Raw genomic sequence first — 19,137 nt, 5'->3', positions numbered from 1 at the left:
TCACTTCCGGACCCTCGGATCAAGCAGGGAATAGAGAATGTCGACGATCAGGTTCACGGTGATGAACCCCAGCGCGAACAGCATGATCGTGCCCTGGGCGACGGTGAAATCGGACGACAGGATGGCGCCCACGGCAAGCCGGCCGAGACCGGGCCAGGAGAAGATGGTTTCGGTCACGACCGCGCCGCCCAGCAGGTAACCCACCTGGAGACCCACAAGCGTGATCACCGGGATCAGCGCGTTGCGCAGCCCGTGGGCCAGGATCACCCGGGTTTCCGAGACACCCTTGGCCCGGGCGGTGCGCACGTGATCGAGCTTGAGCACCTCCAGCACCGAGGACCGCGTCATCCGCGCCACCGGCCCGATCAGGATCAGACCCAGCGACAGCGCCGGCAGGAACAGCCCGTTGAAGCCTTCGGGCGTGTACCAGGGCCCGGGCCGGCCGATGAAGGTGAACATCGGATAGGTGACGCCCAGCCACTGGATCAGCACCAGCGAGATGAAGAAGATCGGCAGCGAGACACCCGCGACCGACAGCGCCATGATCGCCCGGTCCACCAGCGAGCCGCGCAGAACGGCGGCCAGGGTCCCCATGGCTATGCCCACCGGCACCGACCAGAGCATCGACCCGATCATCAGCTCCAGCGTCGGGCCAAGTGCTGCGGCCAGTTCCTCGGTCACCGCCTTGTTCGAGATCATCGAGCGGCCGAGATCGCCCTGCGCCATCCGCTCCAGGTAGGACCAGAACTGCACCAGGACGGGCTTGTCGAGCCCCATCTCCTCGCGGATCGCCGCCACCACGTCGGGAGTGGCCGAAGGCCCGGCGACGACAAGGGCCGGGTCCCCGGGGACGATCTGCATCAGCAGGAAGCCGAACAGCAGCACCCCGAAGAGCACGGGAACCGACAGGACCAGACGCTGCGCGATGACGTTGAGCATCAGGCCCCCCGTTCGAACACGGTTTCGCCGCCCCGGATGGTCAGCAGGCATTGGGCGTCAAGGATCTGCTCGGGCGTGTCCATCTCGAAGAAGTCGGTGTCGAAGACCGCGATATCCGCCAGCTGCCCGGGGATCAGACGGCCCTTGCGCTCTTCGTCGTGCACGCCGTAGGCGGCCTCGTATGTATAAAGATGCAGCGCCTCGGCCATGGACAGCTGTTGCCCGTCGCCCAGCACCCGGCCGGTGTCGGACTTGCGCGCGGTCATGGCGTAAAGGCAGGGGAACGGATCGGGGTCCGTGACCGGGCAATCGGTGGAGGCCGACGGGTGCAGCCCCTCGTCCAGCCAGGTCTTGAACGGATAGCAGTGATGCGGCCGCTCTTCGCCCAGGCACATGAAATAGCCGTCTCCGAAGAAATACAGGAACGACGGCTGCCCGGCCGGGATCACGCCCATCGCCTGCATCCGCTCCAGCTGCTCGGGCGTGTGCCAGCCGCAATGTTCGATCCGGTGGCGCCGGTCGGGATCGGGCATCTCGGCATAGGCCTTTTCGTAGGAATCCAGCACCATGCCGATCGCGGCGTCGCCGATGGCATGGGGCGCGATCTGGTAGCCCATCTTGTGGGCCTTCATCACCAGTTCGTCGCATTCCTCGGGCGTGAGGCAGGGCACGCCGTAGTTCGTTTCGTCGTTGGAATAGGGGCGGGTCATCCACGCCGTGCCGGCGCCGGCCGATCCGTCGGTGAAGATCTTCACCGGCCCGATGCGGAACATGTCGTCGCCCGCGCCGGTCACGAGGCCCTCTTCATAGGCCACATCCAGCAGGTTCTTTTCCAGGTCGCCCATCAGCGTGCCGGCCACGCGGACCTTCAGCCGCCCGTCCTTGCGCGCGATCTGGTAGGCGCGCAGCTCGGGCAGGCCGGCGGCCAGGCCGATGCCGGCCTCCATGCAGGAGGTGATGCCAAGGCTCAGCAGCATGTCACCGGCGGCCGAGATCGCGTCGGCGTAGTCCTCGGCGGTGACGTCGGGCAGGGCCTGTTGCACCGGGAAGCGGGCGTTTTCCCACAGCAGCCCGTTCAGCTCGCCGGGGTCGCGGCCGATCTTGCCGCCATGCGGATCGGGGGTGTTGTGACCGATCCCGGCGATTTCCAGCGCCGTGGAGTTGACCACGCAGGTATGGCCGCAGGCGCGCGTCAGCATCACGGGATGATCCGGCGCGACCTTGTCCAGCTCGGACTTGTGCGGATGGCGGAAGCCCTCCAGCTTGTCGTGGTCGTAGCCGCGCCCAAGGATCCAGGTGCCCGGGGGGGTGGCCTCGGCGGCGGCCTTCACCATCTCGAGGATCTTGTCGACCGTGGTGACCCCGTGATGGGGCCGCAGGTCGAGCTGGCGCAGGTTCATCCCGTAAAGATGCAGGTGCAGGTGCGCGTCGTTCAGGCCCGGCGTGGCCAGCTTGCCGCCAAGATCGGTGATCTCGGTCTCGGGTCCGGCCATGGCGCCGATCTCTTCGGCCGTGCCGGTGGCCAGCACCTTGTCGCCGGAAATGGCCAGCGCCTCGGCAAAGCCTTCGGTCAGGCCGCACCAGATCTTGGCGTTGGTGAGGATGCGGGTGGGGGCGGTCATCGGCGTACTTTCCATTGCTTGATTCAGTATCCGGCGTCGCGGTCGACCGCGCCCGGAGGGGTCTGCCCGCTCACGAGGGCGGTGTAATTGTCGGCCAGCTGGCGCAGCACCTCGTGGCGCGTCGTGTCCGAGGCCTTGTGCGGCGTGACGACCACCCTGGGGTGGCTCCAGAAGACATGATCGCGCGGCAGCGGCTCCTGCCGGAAGACATCCAGCGAGGCGGCGGCCAGGTGCCCGCTGTCGAGCGCGGCCAGCAGATCGTCCTCGACCATGTGTTCGCCCCGGCCGAGCTGGATCAGCACGGCGCCCTCGGGCATGGTGGCGAAGAGCTCGGCGTTCAGCACATCCTGGGTCTGCTCGGTCAGCGGCAGCAGGTTGATCAGCATCCGGGCGCGGCCGGCCACGCGGCTGACAGCGTCGGGGCCCGAGACGATCTCGACCCCGTCCATCGAGGCGCCGCCCGAGCGGCTGGCCGCCAGCACGGGATAGCCCAACGCCACAAGCGCTTTGGCCACGTGCTGGCCCATCAGGCCGAAGCCCAGCAATCCGATCGGCACCTGAGAGGACATGTCCGCCCGGAACTTGCGGCTCCAGCTTCCGGTCGCCTGGTTGTCGAGATACTCGCCCATCCTGCGGTGGTGGTGAACCACATGCCAGACCGCGAAGCCGGCCATCATGCGGGCCTGTTCCTCGTCCCGAACCCGGGTCACGACGGCGCCGGAGGGCAGCGAGGGGCAATTCATGATCGAATCCACGCCGGCAGCGATCGACGCCACCATCTTTATGTTCGGAAACGCATCGAATGCATCGTCCGCCGGGCGCCACGCCAACGCGCAGGTGACGGCGCCCGGATCCTCGACCTCGTCCGGGCGCACCAGGGTCACGCGCGGGTCGGAGGCTTCGGCCATGTTGGCCACGAGGTCGAATGTTTCCGACAGCGCGACGGTCAGGATCGGCTGGGCGAGCGTGGCATCCTTCATTGGTCGAACTCCGGGTGGCGCGCCTTGCACAGCCGCAGGTAGGCGGCCCATTCCACGTCGGGCTTGCCCTTCGCATCGTGCTGTTCGGCCCAGCTTTCTTCCTGGCTGGCCACGTATTCCGCCAGCTCGTCGCTCAGCACGTTGGGCGTCAGCCCCGAGCCCATGATCGCCACCTGCGCCTGGCAGGCGCGGTCGAGGTCCATCATCGTGCGGAACGCCTCGCCCACCGAGCGGCCGCAGGTCAGCAGACCGTGGTTGCGCAGGATCATCGCGTTGCGGTCGCCGAGGTCGGCCACGATGCGGGCGCGTTCCTCGTGGTTCAGCGCGATGCCCTCGTAATCGTGGTAGGCGATGCGGTTGAAGAACGGCGCCGACCACTGGTTGAGCGGCAGCAGCCCCTCCTTCATCGAGGCCACGGCGACACCGGCCACCGTGTGGGTGTGCAGCACGCAGGCCACGTCGGGCCGGGCGGCATGGACCGCCGAATGGATCGTGAAGCCGGCCTTGTTGATCCCCGCGCCATGGGGATCCTTCAGGATTTCGCCGTCCAGGTTGATGGTCACCAGCGCCCCGGCGGTCACCTCGTCGAACCGCAGCCCGTAGGGATTGATGAGGAAGGCATGTTCGCCCTCGTCGGCGGGGGCCTTGGCCGAGATATGGGTGAAGATGCTGTCATCCATCCCGAACTCCGCGATCAGCCGGTAGGCGGCGGCCAGTTCCACCCGTTCGGGGGCCAGGCTGGTGCGGATGGGGTCTTGCAGGGTCATTCGGGTCTCCGTTCGCGGGGCGGGCAGGGGCACGATCGCTGATTGTTGTGGCAAGACATGACGCAGAATCCAAAAACTGTCGACAATCTTGCAACTAGACTATCGGCAGATTTATACTCGTGACAAGCTGGTGATGAAAAATTCGGCTGTTGCCCGGCGTCCGGTCCGGCGGCCAGGCAAAAGATCAACGGGGGACGACCCGCGCATGATGAACGACGAAGGATCGACCGGCGGACCCCTGTTCACCGAGCTGGAGAACACCGATCTAGCCAACCGGATCGCGAACCAGGTGTTGATGGCCATCGGCGATGGACGGCTGCGCCCGGGCGAGAAGGTCGGCGAGGCGCGGCTGGCGCGCGAACTGGGCACCTCGCGCGCGCCGGTGCGCGAGGCGTTGCGGCTCCTTGAAAGCCAGGGCCTGATCGTCACGCATCCGCGCCGGGGGTTCTTTGTCCATGCCTACGAGGCGGACGAGCTCGACGAGATCTACGACCTGCGCGAATGCCTGGAGCTGCATGCCGCCGGCGCCGCGGTCGAGCGCATGACCGAAGCCGATCTGGACCAGCTGTCCGGACAGGTCGCGCTGATGAAACGGCTCGCCCACGAAGGCCAGCTGGGCGAACAGGTGGAACAGGATTATGCGTTTCACCGGATGCTCTGCGAATTGGGCGGCAACATGCGGATCGTCCGGCTGTTCGACCAGATCGCCACGCAGCTGAGGGCCGGTATCGCGCTGCTGGGCCGTGTCTATGACGATCCGCGCGAACTTGCCCGCGCGCATGATCCGCTGATCGAGGCGCTCGCGGCCCGCGATGCCGAGCGGCTGCGCACGGAGTTGCGCGAACACCTGGAAGACGCGCGCATTCACGTCGTGCAGCTGTACCGGGGCAACGCGGGCTGAACCGCGACCCCCGCCGGACACCTGCCCCGGTCCTGCGCCGCGCGGCGGATCAGCGTCACGGCCCGTGCATATGCGGGCAGATCCGGCGGGGCGGCGGCCCCATCCGCCTTGAAAATGCTGCGCGACGGATTGCCGGGGGCCGGGATTATCCGGTTGAAGCCAGCGGCGCGGCGCTTACACTCTGCTGCGGAAGGATCCGGCCAAATGCTTGAAGGATCCGCAGATTTTCAGAACGAGACCCCGACTGCCATGATCCGTCACATCGTCTTCTTCACCGCCGGGACCGACGGCAATATCGAGGCCATCCGCAGGGGCCTTCAGAAGCTGACCGGCATCCCGCATGCGCAGCACCTTGAGATCGCGGTGAACCGGAAGACGGACCCGAACAGCAAGGAAGTCGATGTGGTGGTCTACGGCGAATTCGCCGACGATGCGGCGCTTGCAGCCTACAAGGCGCACGAGATCTACGCCGAGTCGATCCGCCAGGTGAAACCCCTGCGAGAGCTGCGGTTCGCGGTGGATTACGATCAGACACAGGCCCTTACCAGCCCTGATGACTGATCCCGACACCGGTGTCCTGCCGGGAGCCGCCGGCATCCTGCTGCGCGACGATCTCGCGGGCACCGAGATGCGCTTTGCCGCCCCCGATGAGGTGATCCGCGCCGACCATGCCGACGAGGTGCCGGCGGCCCTGGCGCGGATCGAACGTGCGCAGGCGGCCGGGAAATGGTGCGCCGGCTATGTCAGCTACGAGGCCGGCTATGCGCTGGAGCCGAAGCTGCGCGATCACATGCCCGACGGGCGGCGGTTGCCGCTGGTCCTGTTCGGGGTGTTCGAGGCGCCTGAGACGGGGCCGGCCGGGGCGCGCGCGGACAGTGCTGCGGGCAGCCTGACGGACATCCGGCCCGCATGGTCCTTCGACGACTACGCGCCGCGTTTCGAGCAGGTGCACGCGAACCTGCGCGCCGGCAATTGCTATCAGGCGAACCTGACATTTCCGGTCCACGCGCGGTGGAGCGGGGCGCCGGAGGCGCTTTTTGACCGGATGACCGACCGGCAGCCGGTGCGCTATGCCGCGCTTGTGGACCTGGGCGGCCCGGTGATCCTGTCACGGTCGCCCGAGCTGTTCTTCGAGGTCGACGCGGACCGCTGGATCGAAACCCACCCGATGAAGGGCACCATCCGGCGCGGCGCAACGCCCGAAGAAGACGCCACCCTGGCCGAGACGCTTCGGCAGGATATCAAGAACCGCGCCGAGAACCTGATGATCGTCGATCTTCTGCGCAACGACATCTCGCGGCTCTGCGAGTTGGGCACGCTCCATGTGCCCGAGCTTTTCCGGATCGAGAGCTATCCCACGGTGCACCAGCTGGTCAGCAGGGTCCGCGCCCGCCTGAGCCCCGGCGCGACGGTCTCCGACATCTTTGCGGCGCTGTTTCCCTGCGGTTCGATCACCGGCGCGCCGAAGATCCAGGCGATGAAGATCCTGCGCGCACTGGAAGACCAGCCGCGCGACATCTACTGCGGGGCGATCGGCTTTGTCGCGCCCTCTGGCCGGATGTGTTTCAACGTCGCGATCCGCACGCTTACCCTGCATGACGGCGGCGCGGCGATCTTCAATGTCGGTGGGGGTGTCGTGTACGATTCCGACGTTCGGTCGGAATACGAGGAATGCCTGCTGAAGGCGCGTTTCGCGACCGGCGCCGCCCCGGAGGCGGAGCTGCGCGCCAAAGCGTAAGCCCCGTCACCTGGTCAGCGGAAGCCGCAGTTGAACCGCGATCACCTGGGCATGCTGCTGGCGATCGCGCAGCGTCAGGCGGCCGATGGCAAAAGGTCCGGCGCGGGCCTCAGTTATGGGATTCGGGCAGGCGCCCGCCGGGCCGGATCTCTCCCGTGGTCAGAACCGGCGAAGCGTCGATCGTTTCGGCGTCGAGAATCGCGGCGACCCGTTCAAGCGAGGAGACAAGCTGCGCCTGCTCCCAGTCGGCGAGATCCTCGAAGGCGCGGACATAGCGCTGCTGCAATGCATCCGGCGCCACCTTCAGCCGCGCCTGCCCCGAGGCGGTGATCACCACGTTGGTCTGCCGGCGGTCGATGCTGGAGGGCTGCCGTTCCACGAGGCCGCGCGCTACCAGCTTGTCGACCAGCGAGGTCACGGTGGCCTGGCTTACGCCCATCTGCCGCGCCAGCCCCTTGGGCGTGACGCTTTCGCGTTCGTCCACGATCTGCAGAACGCGCAGCTGTGCGGGCGTGAGACCCGCCGAAGTGGCAAGGTCCCGCTCGAACAATTCTGTCGCGCGCAGGATCCTTCGCAGCGCGATGAGGCTCTCATCCAGGCGGTCGGGTCGGCTTACTTGCATGCACTACATATGCACATCCCCGGCAAAAGCTTCAATAGACGAAGCGATATTGCTGTTTACTTTATTAGATCAAGCGCTACCTTCCCCGTTTCGCTTGGCTGGCTAAGCATTCCGTCGCCTGGAGCGCCCTCGGGGCGCGGAAATGCGCCGAAACAGCGCATCGGGGAAGAAAATTACTTTGAATGTTGAAGTTTCAGTTCCGATGACCTACTTAGACACTCTAAGTAGTTTTCGAGGAAGCTGGACACATGCCGAAAGACATCGAGAAAACGCCGAGCCCCGAGACGAAAGCGGCTCCGGCCCTTCGTTTGAGAAAGCCCGACGCCACGGACGGTTCGGGCATCTGGGAGCTGGTGCGCAAGTGCAAGCCGCTCGATGAGAACTCCATGTATTGCAACCTCGTGCAGGCGGATCACTTCCGTGACACCTGCGTCGTGGCCGAGCTGGACGGCATGATCGTCGGCTGGATCTCGGGCCACATGATCCCCGAAAAGGACGAACTCTTCGTCTGGCAGGTCGCGGTCAGCCCGGCCGCGCGCGGCCTGGGCCTGGGCAAGAAGATGTTGCTCGAGCTCGTGAATCGCGACGCCTGCGACGGGGCGAAGAACATGAAAACGACGATCACGCGCGACAACGAAGCGTCGTGGGCGCTGTTCCGCAGCTTTGCCAAGCAGATCGGTGGCGAGCTGGACGACGAACCCCACTTCGAACGTCACGCGCATTTCGACGGTCGGCACGCGACCGAGCACATGGTCACCATCGACCTGCCGCAACCGGCCCCTCTTGCTCGAGTCGCCTGACCCCAACTGACATCTACGGATACGAAAGGACGTCTCATGCCCAAGGACATGACCGCCACGACCGATATTTTCGAACGACGCGAAAGCGCCGCACGCTCCTATTGCCGCGGGATGCCCGCGATCTTCGCCTCGGCCTCCGGGTCCGAGCTGAAGGACAACGAAGGCCAGACCTACATCGATTTCCTGGCCGGGTGTTCCTCGCTGAACTACGGGCACAATGACCCGGACATGAAGGCCGCGCTGGTCGATCACATCACCAGCGACGGGATCGCCCATGGTCTCGACCTGCACACGTCGACCAAGAGCGATTTCCTGGAAGCCTTCGACACGCATATCCTTGCCCCGCGCGGCATGGACCATCGCGTGATGTTCACCGGCCCGACCGGCGCCAACGCCGTCGAGGCGGCGATGAAGATCGCCCGCAAGGTTACCGGCCGGACCAACATCATCGCCTTCACCAACGGCTTCCATGGCGTGACCATGGGCGCACTGGCGGCGACCGGTAACGGATATCACCGCGGCGGCGCCGCGATGGCGACCCAGGGCGTGACCCGCATGCCCTTCGACGCCTTCGCCGAAGGTGTCGATTCGGCCGCGCTGCTGGACCAGATGCTGTCGGATGCCTCGGGCGGGATCGACGCGCCTGCCGCGATCATGCTGGAAACCGTGCAGGGCGAGGGCGGCCTGAACGCTGCGTCGGCCGAGTGGGTCCGCAAGATCGGCGACATCGCGAAGAAACACGGCGCGCTGCTGATCATCGACGACATCCAGGCGGGCTGCGGCCGCACGGGCACCTTCTTCTCGTTCGAGGAGATGGGCGTGATGCCGGATATCGTGACCATGGCCAAATCCGTGTCGGGCTTCGGCCTGCCGCTGGCGATGGTTCTGGTGCGTCCCGAATATGACGTGTTCGGCCCGGCCGAGCACAACGGCACGTTCCGTGGCAACACGCATGCCTTCGTGACCGCCCGCGTCGCGATCGAGAAATTCTGGGCCGATGGCCGGTTCCAGACCGAACTTGCCGGCAAGGCCGAACTGATGACCCGCCGCCTGCGCGAAGTCGCGGCCGAAGTGCCGGGCGCCAAGCTCAAGGGCCGTGGCCTGATGCAGGGTGTCGATGTCGGTTCGGGCGAACTTGCCTCCGAGATCTGTGCCCGCGCCTACAAGCGCCGGCTGGTGATCGAAACCTCCGGGAGCGAAGACCAGGTCATCAAGGTCCTCGCCCCGCTGACCACGCCGACCGCGACCTTCGAACAGGGCTTCGACATCCTGCTCGACGTGACGCGCGAAGTGATGGCTGAACAGAAGAATATGGAGAACGCACAATGATTGTCCGCGATTTCAACAAGATCATCGAAGAAGAACGCGACCGCGTGGTGAATGACGCGCAATGGTCCTCGGTCCGGATGCTGCTGGCGAACGACGGGATGGGGTTCTCTTTCCACATCACCTTCCTCGAAGCCGGGTCGGAGCACACGTTCCACTACAAGAACCACTTCGAAAGCGTCTACTGCATGGAAGGCAAGGGCCGGATCATCGACCTGGCCACCGGCGAATCGCACGAGATCAAGCCCGGCGTGATGTATGCGCTGAACGAGCATGACAAGCACACGCTGATTGCCGACGAGCAGCTCGTCATGGCCTGCTGCTTCAATCCGCCGGTCACTGGCAAGGAAGTTCACCGCGCCGACGGCTCCTATGCACTGGAAGACGCCTGACGGGGGAAATCATGTCACCTGATCCCAAGTCGCATACCGTAGAGAAGATCGGCGGAACGTCGATGAGCCGTGTGAACGAGCTTGTCGACACGCTGTTCCTCAACAAGGATGACCCCTACGGTCGGATCTTCGTGGTCTCGGCCTTCGGGGGCATCACCAACCTGCTGCTGGAGCACAAGAAGTCGGGCGAGCCCGGCGTCTATGCCCTGTTCGCCAACGACGACACGGAACACGGCTGGCACGACCAGCTGGACCGCGTCGCCGAGGCGATGAAGGCGGCCCATCACGCGGTGCTCAGCAACAAGGGCGACCTGCGGATGGCCGACGAATTCGTCACCGAACGGATTCTGGGCGTGCGCAACTGCCTGATCGACCTGCAGCGCCTGTGCTCCTACGGCCACTTCCGGCTGTCCGAGCACATGCAGCAGACGCGCGAGCTTCTGTCCGGCCTCGGCGAGACGCATTCGGCCTTCGTGACCACTCTGCTGCTGCAGCGGGCCGGGATCGATGCGCGGTTCGTGGATCTGTCGGGCTGGAGGGACGAGGGCGACGTGACCCTGGACCAGCGGATCGAAGGCGCCTTCGAGGATATCGACCCGATGGTCGAGATGCCCATCGTCACCGGCTACGCGCAATGCGCCGAAGGCCTGATGAGCCATTACGATCGCGGCTATTCCGAAGTGACCTTTTCGCGGATCGCGGCCCTGACCGGGGCGGGCGAGGCGATCATTCACAAGGAATTCCACCTGTCCTCGGCCGACCCCAAGCTGGTGGGCGAGGATGCCGTCTGCAAGCTGGGCCGCACGAACTTCGACGTGGCCGACCAGCTGTCGAACATGGGGATGGAGGCGATCCACCCCAAGGCCGCCAAGACGCTGCGCCGCTCGGGCGTGCCGCTGCGGGTGACCAACGCCTTCGATCCGGGCGATCCGGGCACGCTGATCGACGACCAGCCGGCCGAGAACCCGGCGGTCGAGATCGTCACCGGCCTGGACATCATCGCGCTGGAGCTGTTCGAACAGGACATGGTCGGCGTGAAAGGCTACGACACCGCCGTGCTCGAGGTGCTGACGCGGCACAACGTGCGCATCGTGTCCAAGGTGTCGAACGCCAACACGATCACGCACTACCTGGATGCGTCGCTTGCCAAGATGCGGCAGGTCGAAACCGACCTGGCCAAGCTCTACCCCTCGGCGCGCGTGTCCTCGCGGACCATGTCGATGGCCTCGGTCATCGGGCGCGACCTGAACGGCCTTTCGGTGCTGACGCGGGGCCTGCAGGCCATCGCGGGTGCCGGCCTGGAAGCCGTGGGCGCCAGCCAGGGACCGCGCAACGTGGATGTGCAGTTCATCCTGGAGCGCGACAACCTGAAGCCGGCGATCAAGGCGCTGCACGACGCGCTGATCCCGCAGGAAGCGAAGCTGGCCGTGGTCGCCTGATCCGGCCGAGCCTCGGTACATGATACATTTAGCGCCGCTCCCGGGTCTCCGGGGGCGGCGTTTTCGCGTGATGGTGGACCGAACCGGCGGGATGGCATATATTGCCAATCGAACCCCACCGACCACGGAGACCGCGATGGCCACCCGCAATGTCGTCCTGACCGACCATCAGTCGCGCTTCGTCGACGATCTCGTCACCTCCGGCCGCTATCAGAATGCCTCGGAAGCGCTGCGCGCAGGGCTGCGGCTGCTGGAACAGGACGAGGCCGAGGCGGGCGCATTGCGCGACCGGCTGGCGAAAGGGGTCGGGCAGGCGCGCGCCGGCGATCTGGCCGAGGGCAGCGGAGAGGACGCGATCCGCCGCGCCTTTGCCCGCCGCGCGCCGTAGCGCACACCCGATGTCCAGAACCTGGGTCCTGACCCGGCAGGCCGAGGCCGCGCTGGAAGACATCGCCGACTGGACGTGGCAGACCTTCGGCCCCCGCCAGGCCGAGCTTTACGCCGAAGACCTGATCGCCCATTGCAGCGCCCTGGCCGACGGCATGGTGCACAGCCGCTCCTGCCGCGCCCTGCTGGACCCGGACCTGCCCGAGGACCTGCGCTTTGCCCGGATGGGCCGACATTACATTGTCTTCATAGAGGAACCGGCGCGGATCGTGATCGTGGACCTTCTGCATGTCAGCTCGGACCTGCCCCGCCGCCTTGCCGAACGCGGCGACGGGGAAGGGCGGGACTGACCGCGATCACGACGCGATCGCCGACGCCGCGGGACGCCGTTCCGACAGGGTCGCGACCGAAACCTCGCCGAAGCCGCGCAGATCCTCGGTCCGTGGCGGCGAGATGTCGAACGTGTCGATCAGCTCACCCATGAGCGACCCGCAGATCGTGATCTCCATCGGATCGGAGATCTGCTGCAGCCGCGCGGCACGGTTCACCGCCGGGCCGAAGACGTCATAGACATATTTCTGGATCCCCACGACGGACCCCACCACCGAGCCCGAGGCAATGCCGATCCGCGCGCGCCACTGGTGCTGGTGCGTGGTGTTGCGCCGGTCGAGATAGCGCATCATCTTCACCGCGCAGCGGGCGGCGGCCAGCGCATGATCGGGGTGCGGATGCGGCAGGCCGGCGACCGCCATGTAGCAATCGCCGATCGTCTTGATCCGTTCGCAGCCGCAAAGCTCTCCGATCCGGTCGAAGGCGGTGAAGATGTCGTTCAGCTCGCCCACGGTCACGGTGGGATCGGCGGCGGCGGCCATCTCGGTGAAGCCCACGAAATCCAGCATCAGCACCGACACCGGCTCGAACAGGCGCGGCGCGACGGAGCCGAAGGTGGTGTATTCCTCATAGACCGAACGCGGCATGATGTTCAGCAGCAGCTTTTCCACATGCGTCTTCTCGCGTTCCAGGTCGCGGGTGCGGCGGTCGACCATGGCGGCGTAGCTGTCGATCATCGCCTCGGTCTCGCGCAGGCGCGACACGTTCTGGCATTCGATCACCAGAAGCGGGCGGCCGTCATGCTCGGCTTTGCGCAGCTGGGTCTCGATCACCAGGGTGCGGCGCTTGACCTTGGTGCGCAGCTCGAACGGTCTGTCGGTTTCCAGGCGGACGGGATCCAGCCCGCCGACCGCCTCGCAAAGATCGGTGCCGGAGGCGGCATCGGGGAACCAGCCCAGGAAGGTGGGATTGGCATAAAGGATGCGGCGCGTCCCGGCCTCGGCGAGGCAGACGCCCACGCCGATGGATTTCAGGAGCCGCGCGCTGAGGTCTTCGGGAAACATGGGGCTACCTCATGAACGGACGATGACGGACCGGCGGGCTTCGACCTCGGCCATGACGATGTCGCGGTCCGCCGGGGCGAAACCGGCGGCATCCAGCGTTTCGGCCAGCAGGCGCCGGACCTCGTCGAAATGGGCATGGGTCAGGTCCAGGTGGGCATGGGCCCGGGCCAGGCGATCGTTCGAAAAATCGGCCGGCCCGCCCATCAGCATGGCGAAGAACCGGGTCTGGTGATCGATCAGCCGGCCCATGTCGACGTCATCGAAGAAATGGCCGATGACCTCGCTGTCCAGCACCGCGTCGTAGAACATCATGATGACGGAGCGCAGCCCGGAAATGCCGCCGTAGCGGGTAAAGAGCGACCCCTGGGGAAGGGAAGCGGTAGAGCACGTCATGGCTTTCTCCAATCAGTCTTCGGAAATGAAGGGGTCCCCGGCCGGGGGACAGGCGGCCGGGGATGCGCCGGGCAGGGACGGGACCCGGCACCTGCCGGGCCGGATCAGGCGCGGCGGATGACGATCTCGGCATATTCGGCCGGAACGATCATCTGGGTCCCGTCACGCGACCGCGCGGCGGCCAGCGACACCAGGTCGGATTCGAGCGCGGCGGCCCCGTCGGGTCCCACGGCCTCGAACGCCTTGTTCATCGGGCCGTAGATGCGGCTCCAGTGTTCCACCCAGAAGGCGGGCGAGCGGTAGCGGAAGACGAAATGCTTGCGCGTCAGCGTCACCTCGGCGGCCTTGTCGCCGAAAAGCTCCTCGATCCGGGCCTCGGTGCCCCATTGCAGCGGAGAGCGCAGGCCGGGCGGGGGCGGCACGTGCTGGCCGATGGTGCGGAAGACCTCTCCGATGAAGCCTTCGGGCGTCCAGTTCACCAGCCCGATCCGCCCGCTGGAGCGGCAGACGCGCGCCAGTTCGCTTGCGGCGGCCTCCTGGTTGGCGGTGAACATGACGCCGAAGGTGGACATGACCGCGTCGAAAGAGCCGGCTTCGAACGGAAGGTCCTCGGCATCGGCCTCGCGGAAGGCCACGGTCAGGCGCTCGGCCTCGGCCCGGGCCATGCCCGCCTTCAGCCAGGCCGGCACGTAATCGGTCGACACCACGTTGCAGCCGCGCCGGGCGGCGGCCAGCGTGGCGTTGCCGTTGCCGGCGGCCACGTCCAGAACGCGGGCATCGGGGCGCAGGTCCATGGCCTCGGCCAGGCGCTCGCCCACGATCTGCACCGTGGTGCCGATGGCCGGGTAGTCGCCGGTCGACCAGGTGACCTGCTGCTTTGTCTTGACGGCGGCGAGATCGGGCGCCGGGGCGGTTTCGGTGGCAATGTTCATCGTCGTCTCCAATATCCTGTCGGGTCGTGGCAGAGTGATGCACCGCTTTGCCCGGCGCCGCTTGGAGACAGGATGCAGAGCCCGTGGAGATGCCTGCAGATCCGGTGGATTTGGCGCGCGGCCCCGCAAACGCGGACCCGTAGGAGAATTCGCGTTTTCGGGGTATGATGGCGCGCCTCGGGCTTGCGGGTGGACCGTATGAACTACGTCTTCGCCGATTTCGAACTGGATGCCGACCGCGCTGAACTGCGGCGGAGCGGAGAGATCGTGCGGGTGGAGCCGCAGGTGTTCGACCTGATCCGCATGCTGGTTTCGGCCCGCGACCGGGTGGTAAGCAGGGACGAGATCTTCGAGGAGATCTGGGGCAACCGCATCGTGTCGGACGCCGCGCTGTCCAGCCGGATCCGGGACGCGCGCAAGGCGCTTGGCGACGACGGCAGCACGCAGAGGTTCATCCGCACCATCCAGCGGCGCGGGATCCGGTTCGTGGGCGAGGCGCAGGAACAGCCCGCCGCCGCCCCGGCCGCGCCCGAACCGCCGCGCCCCGCCGGACACGCGGGGATCCCCGTCGCCGGTCCGGGGGCCGGTCCGTCTCCGGACCCCTGCGCCGGGCCGACACCCTTTGACCGGCCCGCCGTCGCGGTGCTGCCGATCCGCGATCTGTCGGACGGCGCGCGGTCCGACGCGCTGGCCTCGGGCCTGACCGACGAGCTGATCGCGGCGCTGTCGGCCTGGCGCTATTTCCCGGTGATCGCCCGCAATTCCGCCCAACGGTTTGCCGATGCCGGGCTGGGCGCGGGGGATCTGGGCGTGGCGCTGAAGGCGCGCTACCTGGTCGAGGGCAGCTTTCACCGGGTCGGCCAGCGGCTGAAGGTGCAGGTCAGCCTGACCGATGCCGAAGAGGGCTGCCAGATCTGGAGCCACCGCATCCTCTGCGACATGGGCGACCTGATCGACATGGAGGAGGACATCGCCGCCCAGATCGCCACGGTCATCGCACCCGAACTGGAGGGCGCCGAGGCGCGGCGCGTGCTGCGCAAGGGCCCCGAGGACATGACCGCCTGGGAGCTGGCGATGCGCGCCGCCTGGCTGGTGGGCCAGCGCGACCGCGACGGGCTGATCGAGGCCGAAAGACTGGCCACCCGCGCCGCCGAGCGCAGCCCGGACTGGTCGGTGCCGCTGTGCCTGGTGGCCGTTGCCCGGTTCCAGCAGGCGATGGGTGGCTTCTCCGCCGCCGACAGCGCCACCGCCTTCACCCCGACGCTGGAGGCCGCCCGCCGCGCGATGGAGATCGACCGCAGCGCCTGGATCGCCCATGCGCTCTCGGCGGTGGGCGAGCTCTGGACCAACCGCAACCACGACCTGGCGCTGCTGCATGTCGAACGCGCCATCGCGCTGAACCCGAGTGCCGCGATGAACTACCATTTCGGCGGCTGCATCAACGGCTTCTCCGGCCATTCCGACCGGGCGCGGCAGTACCAGGAGCGGCTGTTCCGGGTGGACCCGGTCTATACCTACCGCGCGGTGATCGAGGCCGACCTGGGCCTGTGGCACATGCTCGACGAACAATTCGACGCCGCCGACAGCCGGCTGAGCCGCGCGCTGTCCTGGGATCCGACCTATGGCCGCGCGCTGCAGCGGCGGATCGCATTGTCGGGGCTGATGGGCGACCGCGACGCCGCGCGCGAGGCGGCCGGACGGCTGACCGAGCTGGGCATGGCCTGCGACGCCGAGACCATCGCGATGTCCTATCCGTTCCGGCGCGACGCGCACCGCGAGATGTTCCTGGACGGGCTGCGCCGCTCGGGGCTCAACCTCTAGACCGCGCCGGGAAGAGGGCCCCGTGACCCGCCCGGTACAGTCGGCCTCACCGCAAATTGCACATAACCATGATTACGAGAGTTTTGCAGAATAGCAGGATTGCGCTTGCCCCTGATGGTAAAATTCATCATCAAAACAAGTGGTTGCTGGCACTTCCGCTTAGAGGAAGCCGCGACTGGAAGCTTCTCCAATGCCCACTGAATTCTTCAAACCCCATCAAGAACCTGACCACCTTGTTCGGTGCGTGGGGGCAAGATATGCGGGCATGTGCCAGTGAATTCTGAAAGAGTGGAAGGCACCTCCATCGCACGCGTTCTGGGCGAGGATGGCGAACGAACTGTTGGCTGGGTTATTCTCTGGGACAACGCAGAATTGTCGGTTCTCTGGATTGATGAAGACATGCCAGCTTAATTCATCGAACCACCAATGTCTTCGGAGATACTGGCGAAGGCGAAGGTCTTGAATGCAGAAGAGTTCCCCGAAATCTTGGAGAACCTGTCCGCCGGCAGGTAGTGGCAGCATCCCGCCGGGCCCCTCCATAAATAAATCACACGTGACTAAGATAGACTATTGAAGCATAGTGCCTGGAACCTTCGCGTTGATCGAGTGCCGAGCCATGTTCAAATAGTTTGCCCGCATCATCCTGAATTCCATTGTGGGACTTTGCGCACTCACTGGACCTGCGGCCCGGACCGAAGCCCAATCCTACCCGATTGATTGCGCCATCCTGCTGTGTCTCGCCGGAGGATGGCCGGCGTCCGTACCCTGCACCCAGGCGAGGGCCGAATTCATGCGGCGGATCACGCCCTGGCCCGTCGAGCCGCCGCTGCAGATCTGGCGATGCCCGATGGGCGCCTCTTTTCGACCGAGGACGAGTGGTCGTTTCGATATCCCGGTTCACGACGTGCTATTTGACGGCGCGCACCCACGACCTGAAGCCCTGCGCAAAGCGCCTCTGAAGGTTGCCGGAACACCTGTATCGGCTGGATTTCTATCGGCCCCGGTTGAGCCAAGAGAACCGGCGGTCGCCCGGGCCTTGGCGCTGGCGCAGCACGGGGCGGACATCGACATCAGCGGGCCGGAGTTCAACTTCGTGCGGTCCATCCGCGTGTATCACGTGCGCCAGGCACGGCAGCGCAGGTCCAGCGATGGCAGTTGCAATCGCTACGCCTTGGTGACCCGCGGCACATATGGAAGGCAGGGAGAGTTTTCCTGGCAGCCGTCCATACCGCGGGCGTTGCCAGACGCCCATAGCGGGCTCGAGCGATGGGGAGACGATTGCCCGAACATCAACCATCGTTCGGTGTTCGTCGACTGGCGCGACTTCGAGGGTCTCTACGATTTCGAGCAGGTGAACTATTGAACCCGGTTCCCGGGCCACGACATCGGCTGCGGGCCGAAGACTGCCGGGGTGGTCTTTCTGATGACGATCAGGGTTTTCTGCCCGACCATGTGGCTTTCCATGCCGGCGGCTTCGGTTGATGCAAGCGCCTGCGGGCGTTCGTGCGGAAGGTGTTTCGCAAGTCCTTGTTGATCAGCTCGAGATCGAACCATTCCGGATCGAAATACCCTCCGGCCCAACGTAGGTTGTGCTCGTGCTCTTCGTGCTCGGGATCTGCGAGCGTGTCGAGAAATTCTCCGTATGACCAGCAGCCCCCGACATCTTCCGGCGGCCGAGCCCTTGCACCGTCCACGCATTCGGCATGTCGAGGGAGTGGATCCAGCGAGAGCCAATCCTCGAGCGTGACACGGTGCTCCCAGCTGTCGCCGAAATCATAGACGTAGGTAAACGCCGCAGCCCGGTTGACGAAGTCGGACAACCGCACGTCGTGATAGTTGAACGTCTTCGAGCCCTCGAAACCGTCGTCGAGCAACTCGGGATCACCGTAGCGCAAACCGCCGATCTGAAACTCGTGCAGGTGACTGTCGGTCCAGCTGAAGGCTGCCTGCAGGACCAGGTGGAGACGGTCCAGCGTCCAGGCAGACGGGATGACGAGACGCCTCCAGATCAGCGGCTCGACCCCCACGAGCGCGACGTGCAGACGAACGGCATTGAAATCCTGGAACATGTTGCCCTGGCTCCGTGGTCAGGTTGGGGAGACGATCAGGTTCGTTTCTGGCCAGACCGCCCTGTGTCGTCGGGCCCCGAATAGCTGAAGAGCGATTCGAGGGCGGCGCGCTGCGCGGCGTGCTTGGCGGGGTTCTGGGCCTTCAGCTTGTTCAGATTCAATAGCTTCCACTTCACGGCTGGCAGGTCGCCAGCCTGCGGGCGGGCGATCGCATCGAATTGGGGCGTGCCGTCGTGAAGGGTGAGCAGGAAGCGCCTGGCTTCCTCATCCAAACGGGACTGGATGTCTGCGAACAGTCTCTTGCGGGTTTCGAGCAGCTCGTCGAGCGCGACCGGCATCCTGGTCATCCCCTCGAATTCTCTCGCGTATGGCTGGTCAAGTTCAATCAGGTTAGGGTTCAGGAGTTCGTGTGCCGGACGTGGTGAGCTGGTGACATAGATCAGGAATGTGCGAAACAGGTCGTCTGACAGCCCTTCGTTCTCGTACAGCAGTTTGACGTCGTAGAGATCGCGCGGGTGTTGTCGGTCCACTGCCGCGTGGAGCTTGCCGCCGAACAAATCCTCGAAGGCAACGTGAGCTACTCCCCATCTCTTGGACAAGATCTGGCGTAAATTA

Annotated in this window: 21 protein-coding genes; 11 read left to right on the top strand and 10 right to left on the bottom strand. The window is 65.7% G+C overall.

Translation table 11 applies throughout. From position 1 onward, the window contains the following. From ATO3_RS25100 to ATO3_RS25085, 4 genes are read right to left on the bottom strand one after another with little or no spacing between them, the layout of a single operon-like run. Entirely contained in the window at positions 1 to 939 is a 939-nt protein-coding gene (locus ATO3_RS25100) for an ABC transporter permease (protein WP_088652614.1), read from the bottom strand. Further along, entirely contained in the window at positions 939 to 2,561 is a 1,623-nt protein-coding gene (locus tag ATO3_RS25095; protein WP_088652647.1) for an amidohydrolase, read from the bottom strand. The genes ATO3_RS25100 and ATO3_RS25095 overlap by 1 nt, the downstream gene beginning before the upstream one ends. 23 nt (positions 2,562 to 2,584) lie before the next feature. Beyond that, positions 2,585 to 3,541 (bottom strand): 2-hydroxyacid dehydrogenase, encoded by a 957-nt coding sequence (locus ATO3_RS25090; RefSeq protein WP_158218074.1) that lies wholly within the window; start codon positions 3,539 to 3,541, stop codon positions 2,585 to 2,587. After that, positions 3,538 to 4,308: a class II aldolase/adducin family protein gene (locus tag ATO3_RS25085; protein ID WP_088652612.1), complete on the bottom strand. Its 771-nt coding sequence runs from the start codon at positions 4,306 to 4,308 to the stop codon at positions 3,538 to 3,540. Before ATO3_RS25085 ends, ATO3_RS25090 begins: the two co-directional genes overlap by 4 nt. Positions 4,309 to 4,513: 205 nt before the next feature. Between ATO3_RS25085 and ATO3_RS25080 the strand changes: the two genes are divergently transcribed. The 3 genes from ATO3_RS25080 (at position 4,514) to ATO3_RS25070 (ending at position 6,947) form a co-directional block, all read left to right on the top strand. After that, a complete protein-coding gene (locus ATO3_RS25080; RefSeq protein WP_198963351.1) occupies positions 4,514 to 5,209 on the top strand; it encodes a GntR family transcriptional regulator in 696 nt (231 codons plus the stop codon). 249 nt (positions 5,210 to 5,458) lie between these two features. After that, positions 5,459 to 5,770, top strand: a complete 312-nt coding sequence (locus ATO3_RS25075; protein ID WP_088652645.1) for a Dabb family protein — start codon at positions 5,459 to 5,461, stop codon at positions 5,768 to 5,770. Next, entirely contained in the window at positions 5,763 to 6,947 is a 1,185-nt protein-coding gene (locus tag ATO3_RS25070; protein WP_088652611.1) for an aminodeoxychorismate synthase component I, read from the top strand. The genes ATO3_RS25075 and ATO3_RS25070 overlap by 8 nt, the downstream gene beginning before the upstream one ends. A gap of 109 nt (positions 6,948 to 7,056) precedes the next feature. Here ATO3_RS25070 and ATO3_RS25065 read toward each other — a convergent pair whose 3' ends face one another. Then, a complete protein-coding gene (locus ATO3_RS25065; protein WP_088652610.1) occupies positions 7,057 to 7,569 on the bottom strand; it encodes a MarR family winged helix-turn-helix transcriptional regulator in 513 nt (170 codons plus the stop codon). A gap of 248 nt (positions 7,570 to 7,817) precedes the next feature. Between ATO3_RS25065 and ectA the strand changes: the two genes are divergently transcribed. The 6 genes from ectA to ATO3_RS25035 all read left to right on the top strand — a co-directional run bounded on the left by ectA (position 7,818) and on the right by ATO3_RS25035 (position 12,263). Then, positions 7,818 to 8,369, top strand: a complete 552-nt coding sequence (ectA, locus tag ATO3_RS25060) for a diaminobutyrate acetyltransferase (protein ID WP_088652609.1) — start codon at positions 7,818 to 7,820, stop codon at positions 8,367 to 8,369. A gap of 36 nt (positions 8,370 to 8,405) precedes the next feature. Then, positions 8,406 to 9,698 carry a diaminobutyrate--2-oxoglutarate transaminase gene (gene ectB / locus ATO3_RS25055; RefSeq protein WP_088652608.1) on the top strand — a complete coding sequence of 431 codons (1,293 nt, stop codon included), beginning with the start codon at positions 8,406 to 8,408 and terminating at the stop codon, positions 9,696 to 9,698. Beyond that, positions 9,695 to 10,087, top strand: coding sequence for an ectoine synthase (locus ATO3_RS25050; protein WP_088652607.1), 393 nt, complete (start codon positions 9,695 to 9,697; stop codon positions 10,085 to 10,087). The genes ectB and ATO3_RS25050 overlap by 4 nt, the downstream gene beginning before the upstream one ends. Positions 10,088 to 10,098: 11 nt before the next feature. After that, positions 10,099 to 11,526 (top strand): aspartate kinase, encoded by a 1,428-nt coding sequence (locus tag ATO3_RS25045; RefSeq protein WP_088652606.1) that lies wholly within the window; start codon positions 10,099 to 10,101, stop codon positions 11,524 to 11,526. 136 nt (positions 11,527 to 11,662) lie between these two features. Then, on the top strand, positions 11,663 to 11,914 hold the full coding sequence (locus ATO3_RS25040; RefSeq protein ID WP_088652605.1) for a type II toxin-antitoxin system ParD family antitoxin: 252 nt from the start codon (positions 11,663 to 11,665) through the stop codon (positions 11,912 to 11,914). Between the two features lie 10 nt (positions 11,915 to 11,924). After that, the gene (locus tag ATO3_RS25035) at positions 11,925 to 12,263 is read left to right on the top strand and encodes a type II toxin-antitoxin system RelE/ParE family toxin (RefSeq protein ID WP_088652644.1); all 339 of its coding nucleotides are present in this window, start codon (positions 11,925 to 11,927) and stop codon (positions 12,261 to 12,263) included. Between the two features lie 6 nt (positions 12,264 to 12,269). On the opposite strand, the gene ATO3_RS25030 is transcribed toward ATO3_RS25035, so the two are convergent. The 3 genes from ATO3_RS25030 to ATO3_RS25020 form a co-directional block, all read right to left on the bottom strand. Next, positions 12,270 to 13,307 (bottom strand): adenylate/guanylate cyclase domain-containing protein, encoded by a 1,038-nt coding sequence (locus ATO3_RS25030; RefSeq protein WP_088652604.1) that lies wholly within the window; start codon positions 13,305 to 13,307, stop codon positions 12,270 to 12,272. A gap of 9 nt (positions 13,308 to 13,316) precedes the next feature. Beyond that, positions 13,317 to 13,700: a group I truncated hemoglobin gene (locus tag ATO3_RS25025; protein ID WP_088652603.1), complete on the bottom strand. Its 384-nt coding sequence runs from the start codon at positions 13,698 to 13,700 to the stop codon at positions 13,317 to 13,319. Between the two features lie 104 nt (positions 13,701 to 13,804). Further along, positions 13,805 to 14,632 carry a class I SAM-dependent methyltransferase gene (locus ATO3_RS25020; RefSeq protein ID WP_088652602.1) on the bottom strand — a complete coding sequence of 276 codons (828 nt, stop codon included), beginning with the start codon at positions 14,630 to 14,632 and terminating at the stop codon, positions 13,805 to 13,807. Positions 14,633 to 14,830: 198 nt separating this feature from the next. Here ATO3_RS25020 and ATO3_RS25015 point away from each other — a divergent pair, with 198 nt between their 5' ends. Together ATO3_RS25015 and ATO3_RS25010 are read left to right on the top strand one after the other, a co-directional pair. Then, on the top strand, positions 14,831 to 16,453 hold the full coding sequence (locus ATO3_RS25015; RefSeq protein ID WP_088652601.1) for a winged helix-turn-helix domain-containing protein: 1,623 nt from the start codon (positions 14,831 to 14,833) through the stop codon (positions 16,451 to 16,453). Between the two features lie 652 nt (positions 16,454 to 17,105). Continuing rightward, positions 17,106 to 17,816 carry a hypothetical protein gene (locus ATO3_RS25010; protein ID WP_408630832.1) on the top strand — a complete coding sequence of 237 codons (711 nt, stop codon included), beginning with the start codon at positions 17,106 to 17,108 and terminating at the stop codon, positions 17,814 to 17,816. 67 nt (positions 17,817 to 17,883) lie between these two features. Here ATO3_RS25010 and ATO3_RS25005 read toward each other — a convergent pair whose 3' ends face one another. Together ATO3_RS25005 and ATO3_RS25000 are read right to left on the bottom strand one after the other, a co-directional pair. Beyond that, positions 17,884 to 18,522: a plasmid pRiA4b ORF-3 family protein gene (locus ATO3_RS25005; RefSeq protein WP_088652599.1), complete on the bottom strand. Its 639-nt coding sequence runs from the start codon at positions 18,520 to 18,522 to the stop codon at positions 17,884 to 17,886. Positions 18,523 to 18,557: 35 nt separating this feature from the next. Beyond that, positions 18,558 to 19,137 (bottom strand): nucleotidyl transferase AbiEii/AbiGii toxin family protein (locus ATO3_RS25000; protein ID WP_198963349.1); only part of this gene is annotated, 580 nt, incomplete at its 5' end.

Origin of the sequence: Marinibacterium profundimaris (genome assembly GCF_002210095.1) — a bacterium.
Lineage (GTDB): Bacteria > Pseudomonadota > Alphaproteobacteria > Rhodobacterales > Rhodobacteraceae > Marinibacterium > Marinibacterium profundimaris.
This window is presented reverse-complemented; position numbering and strand designations above follow the sequence as displayed.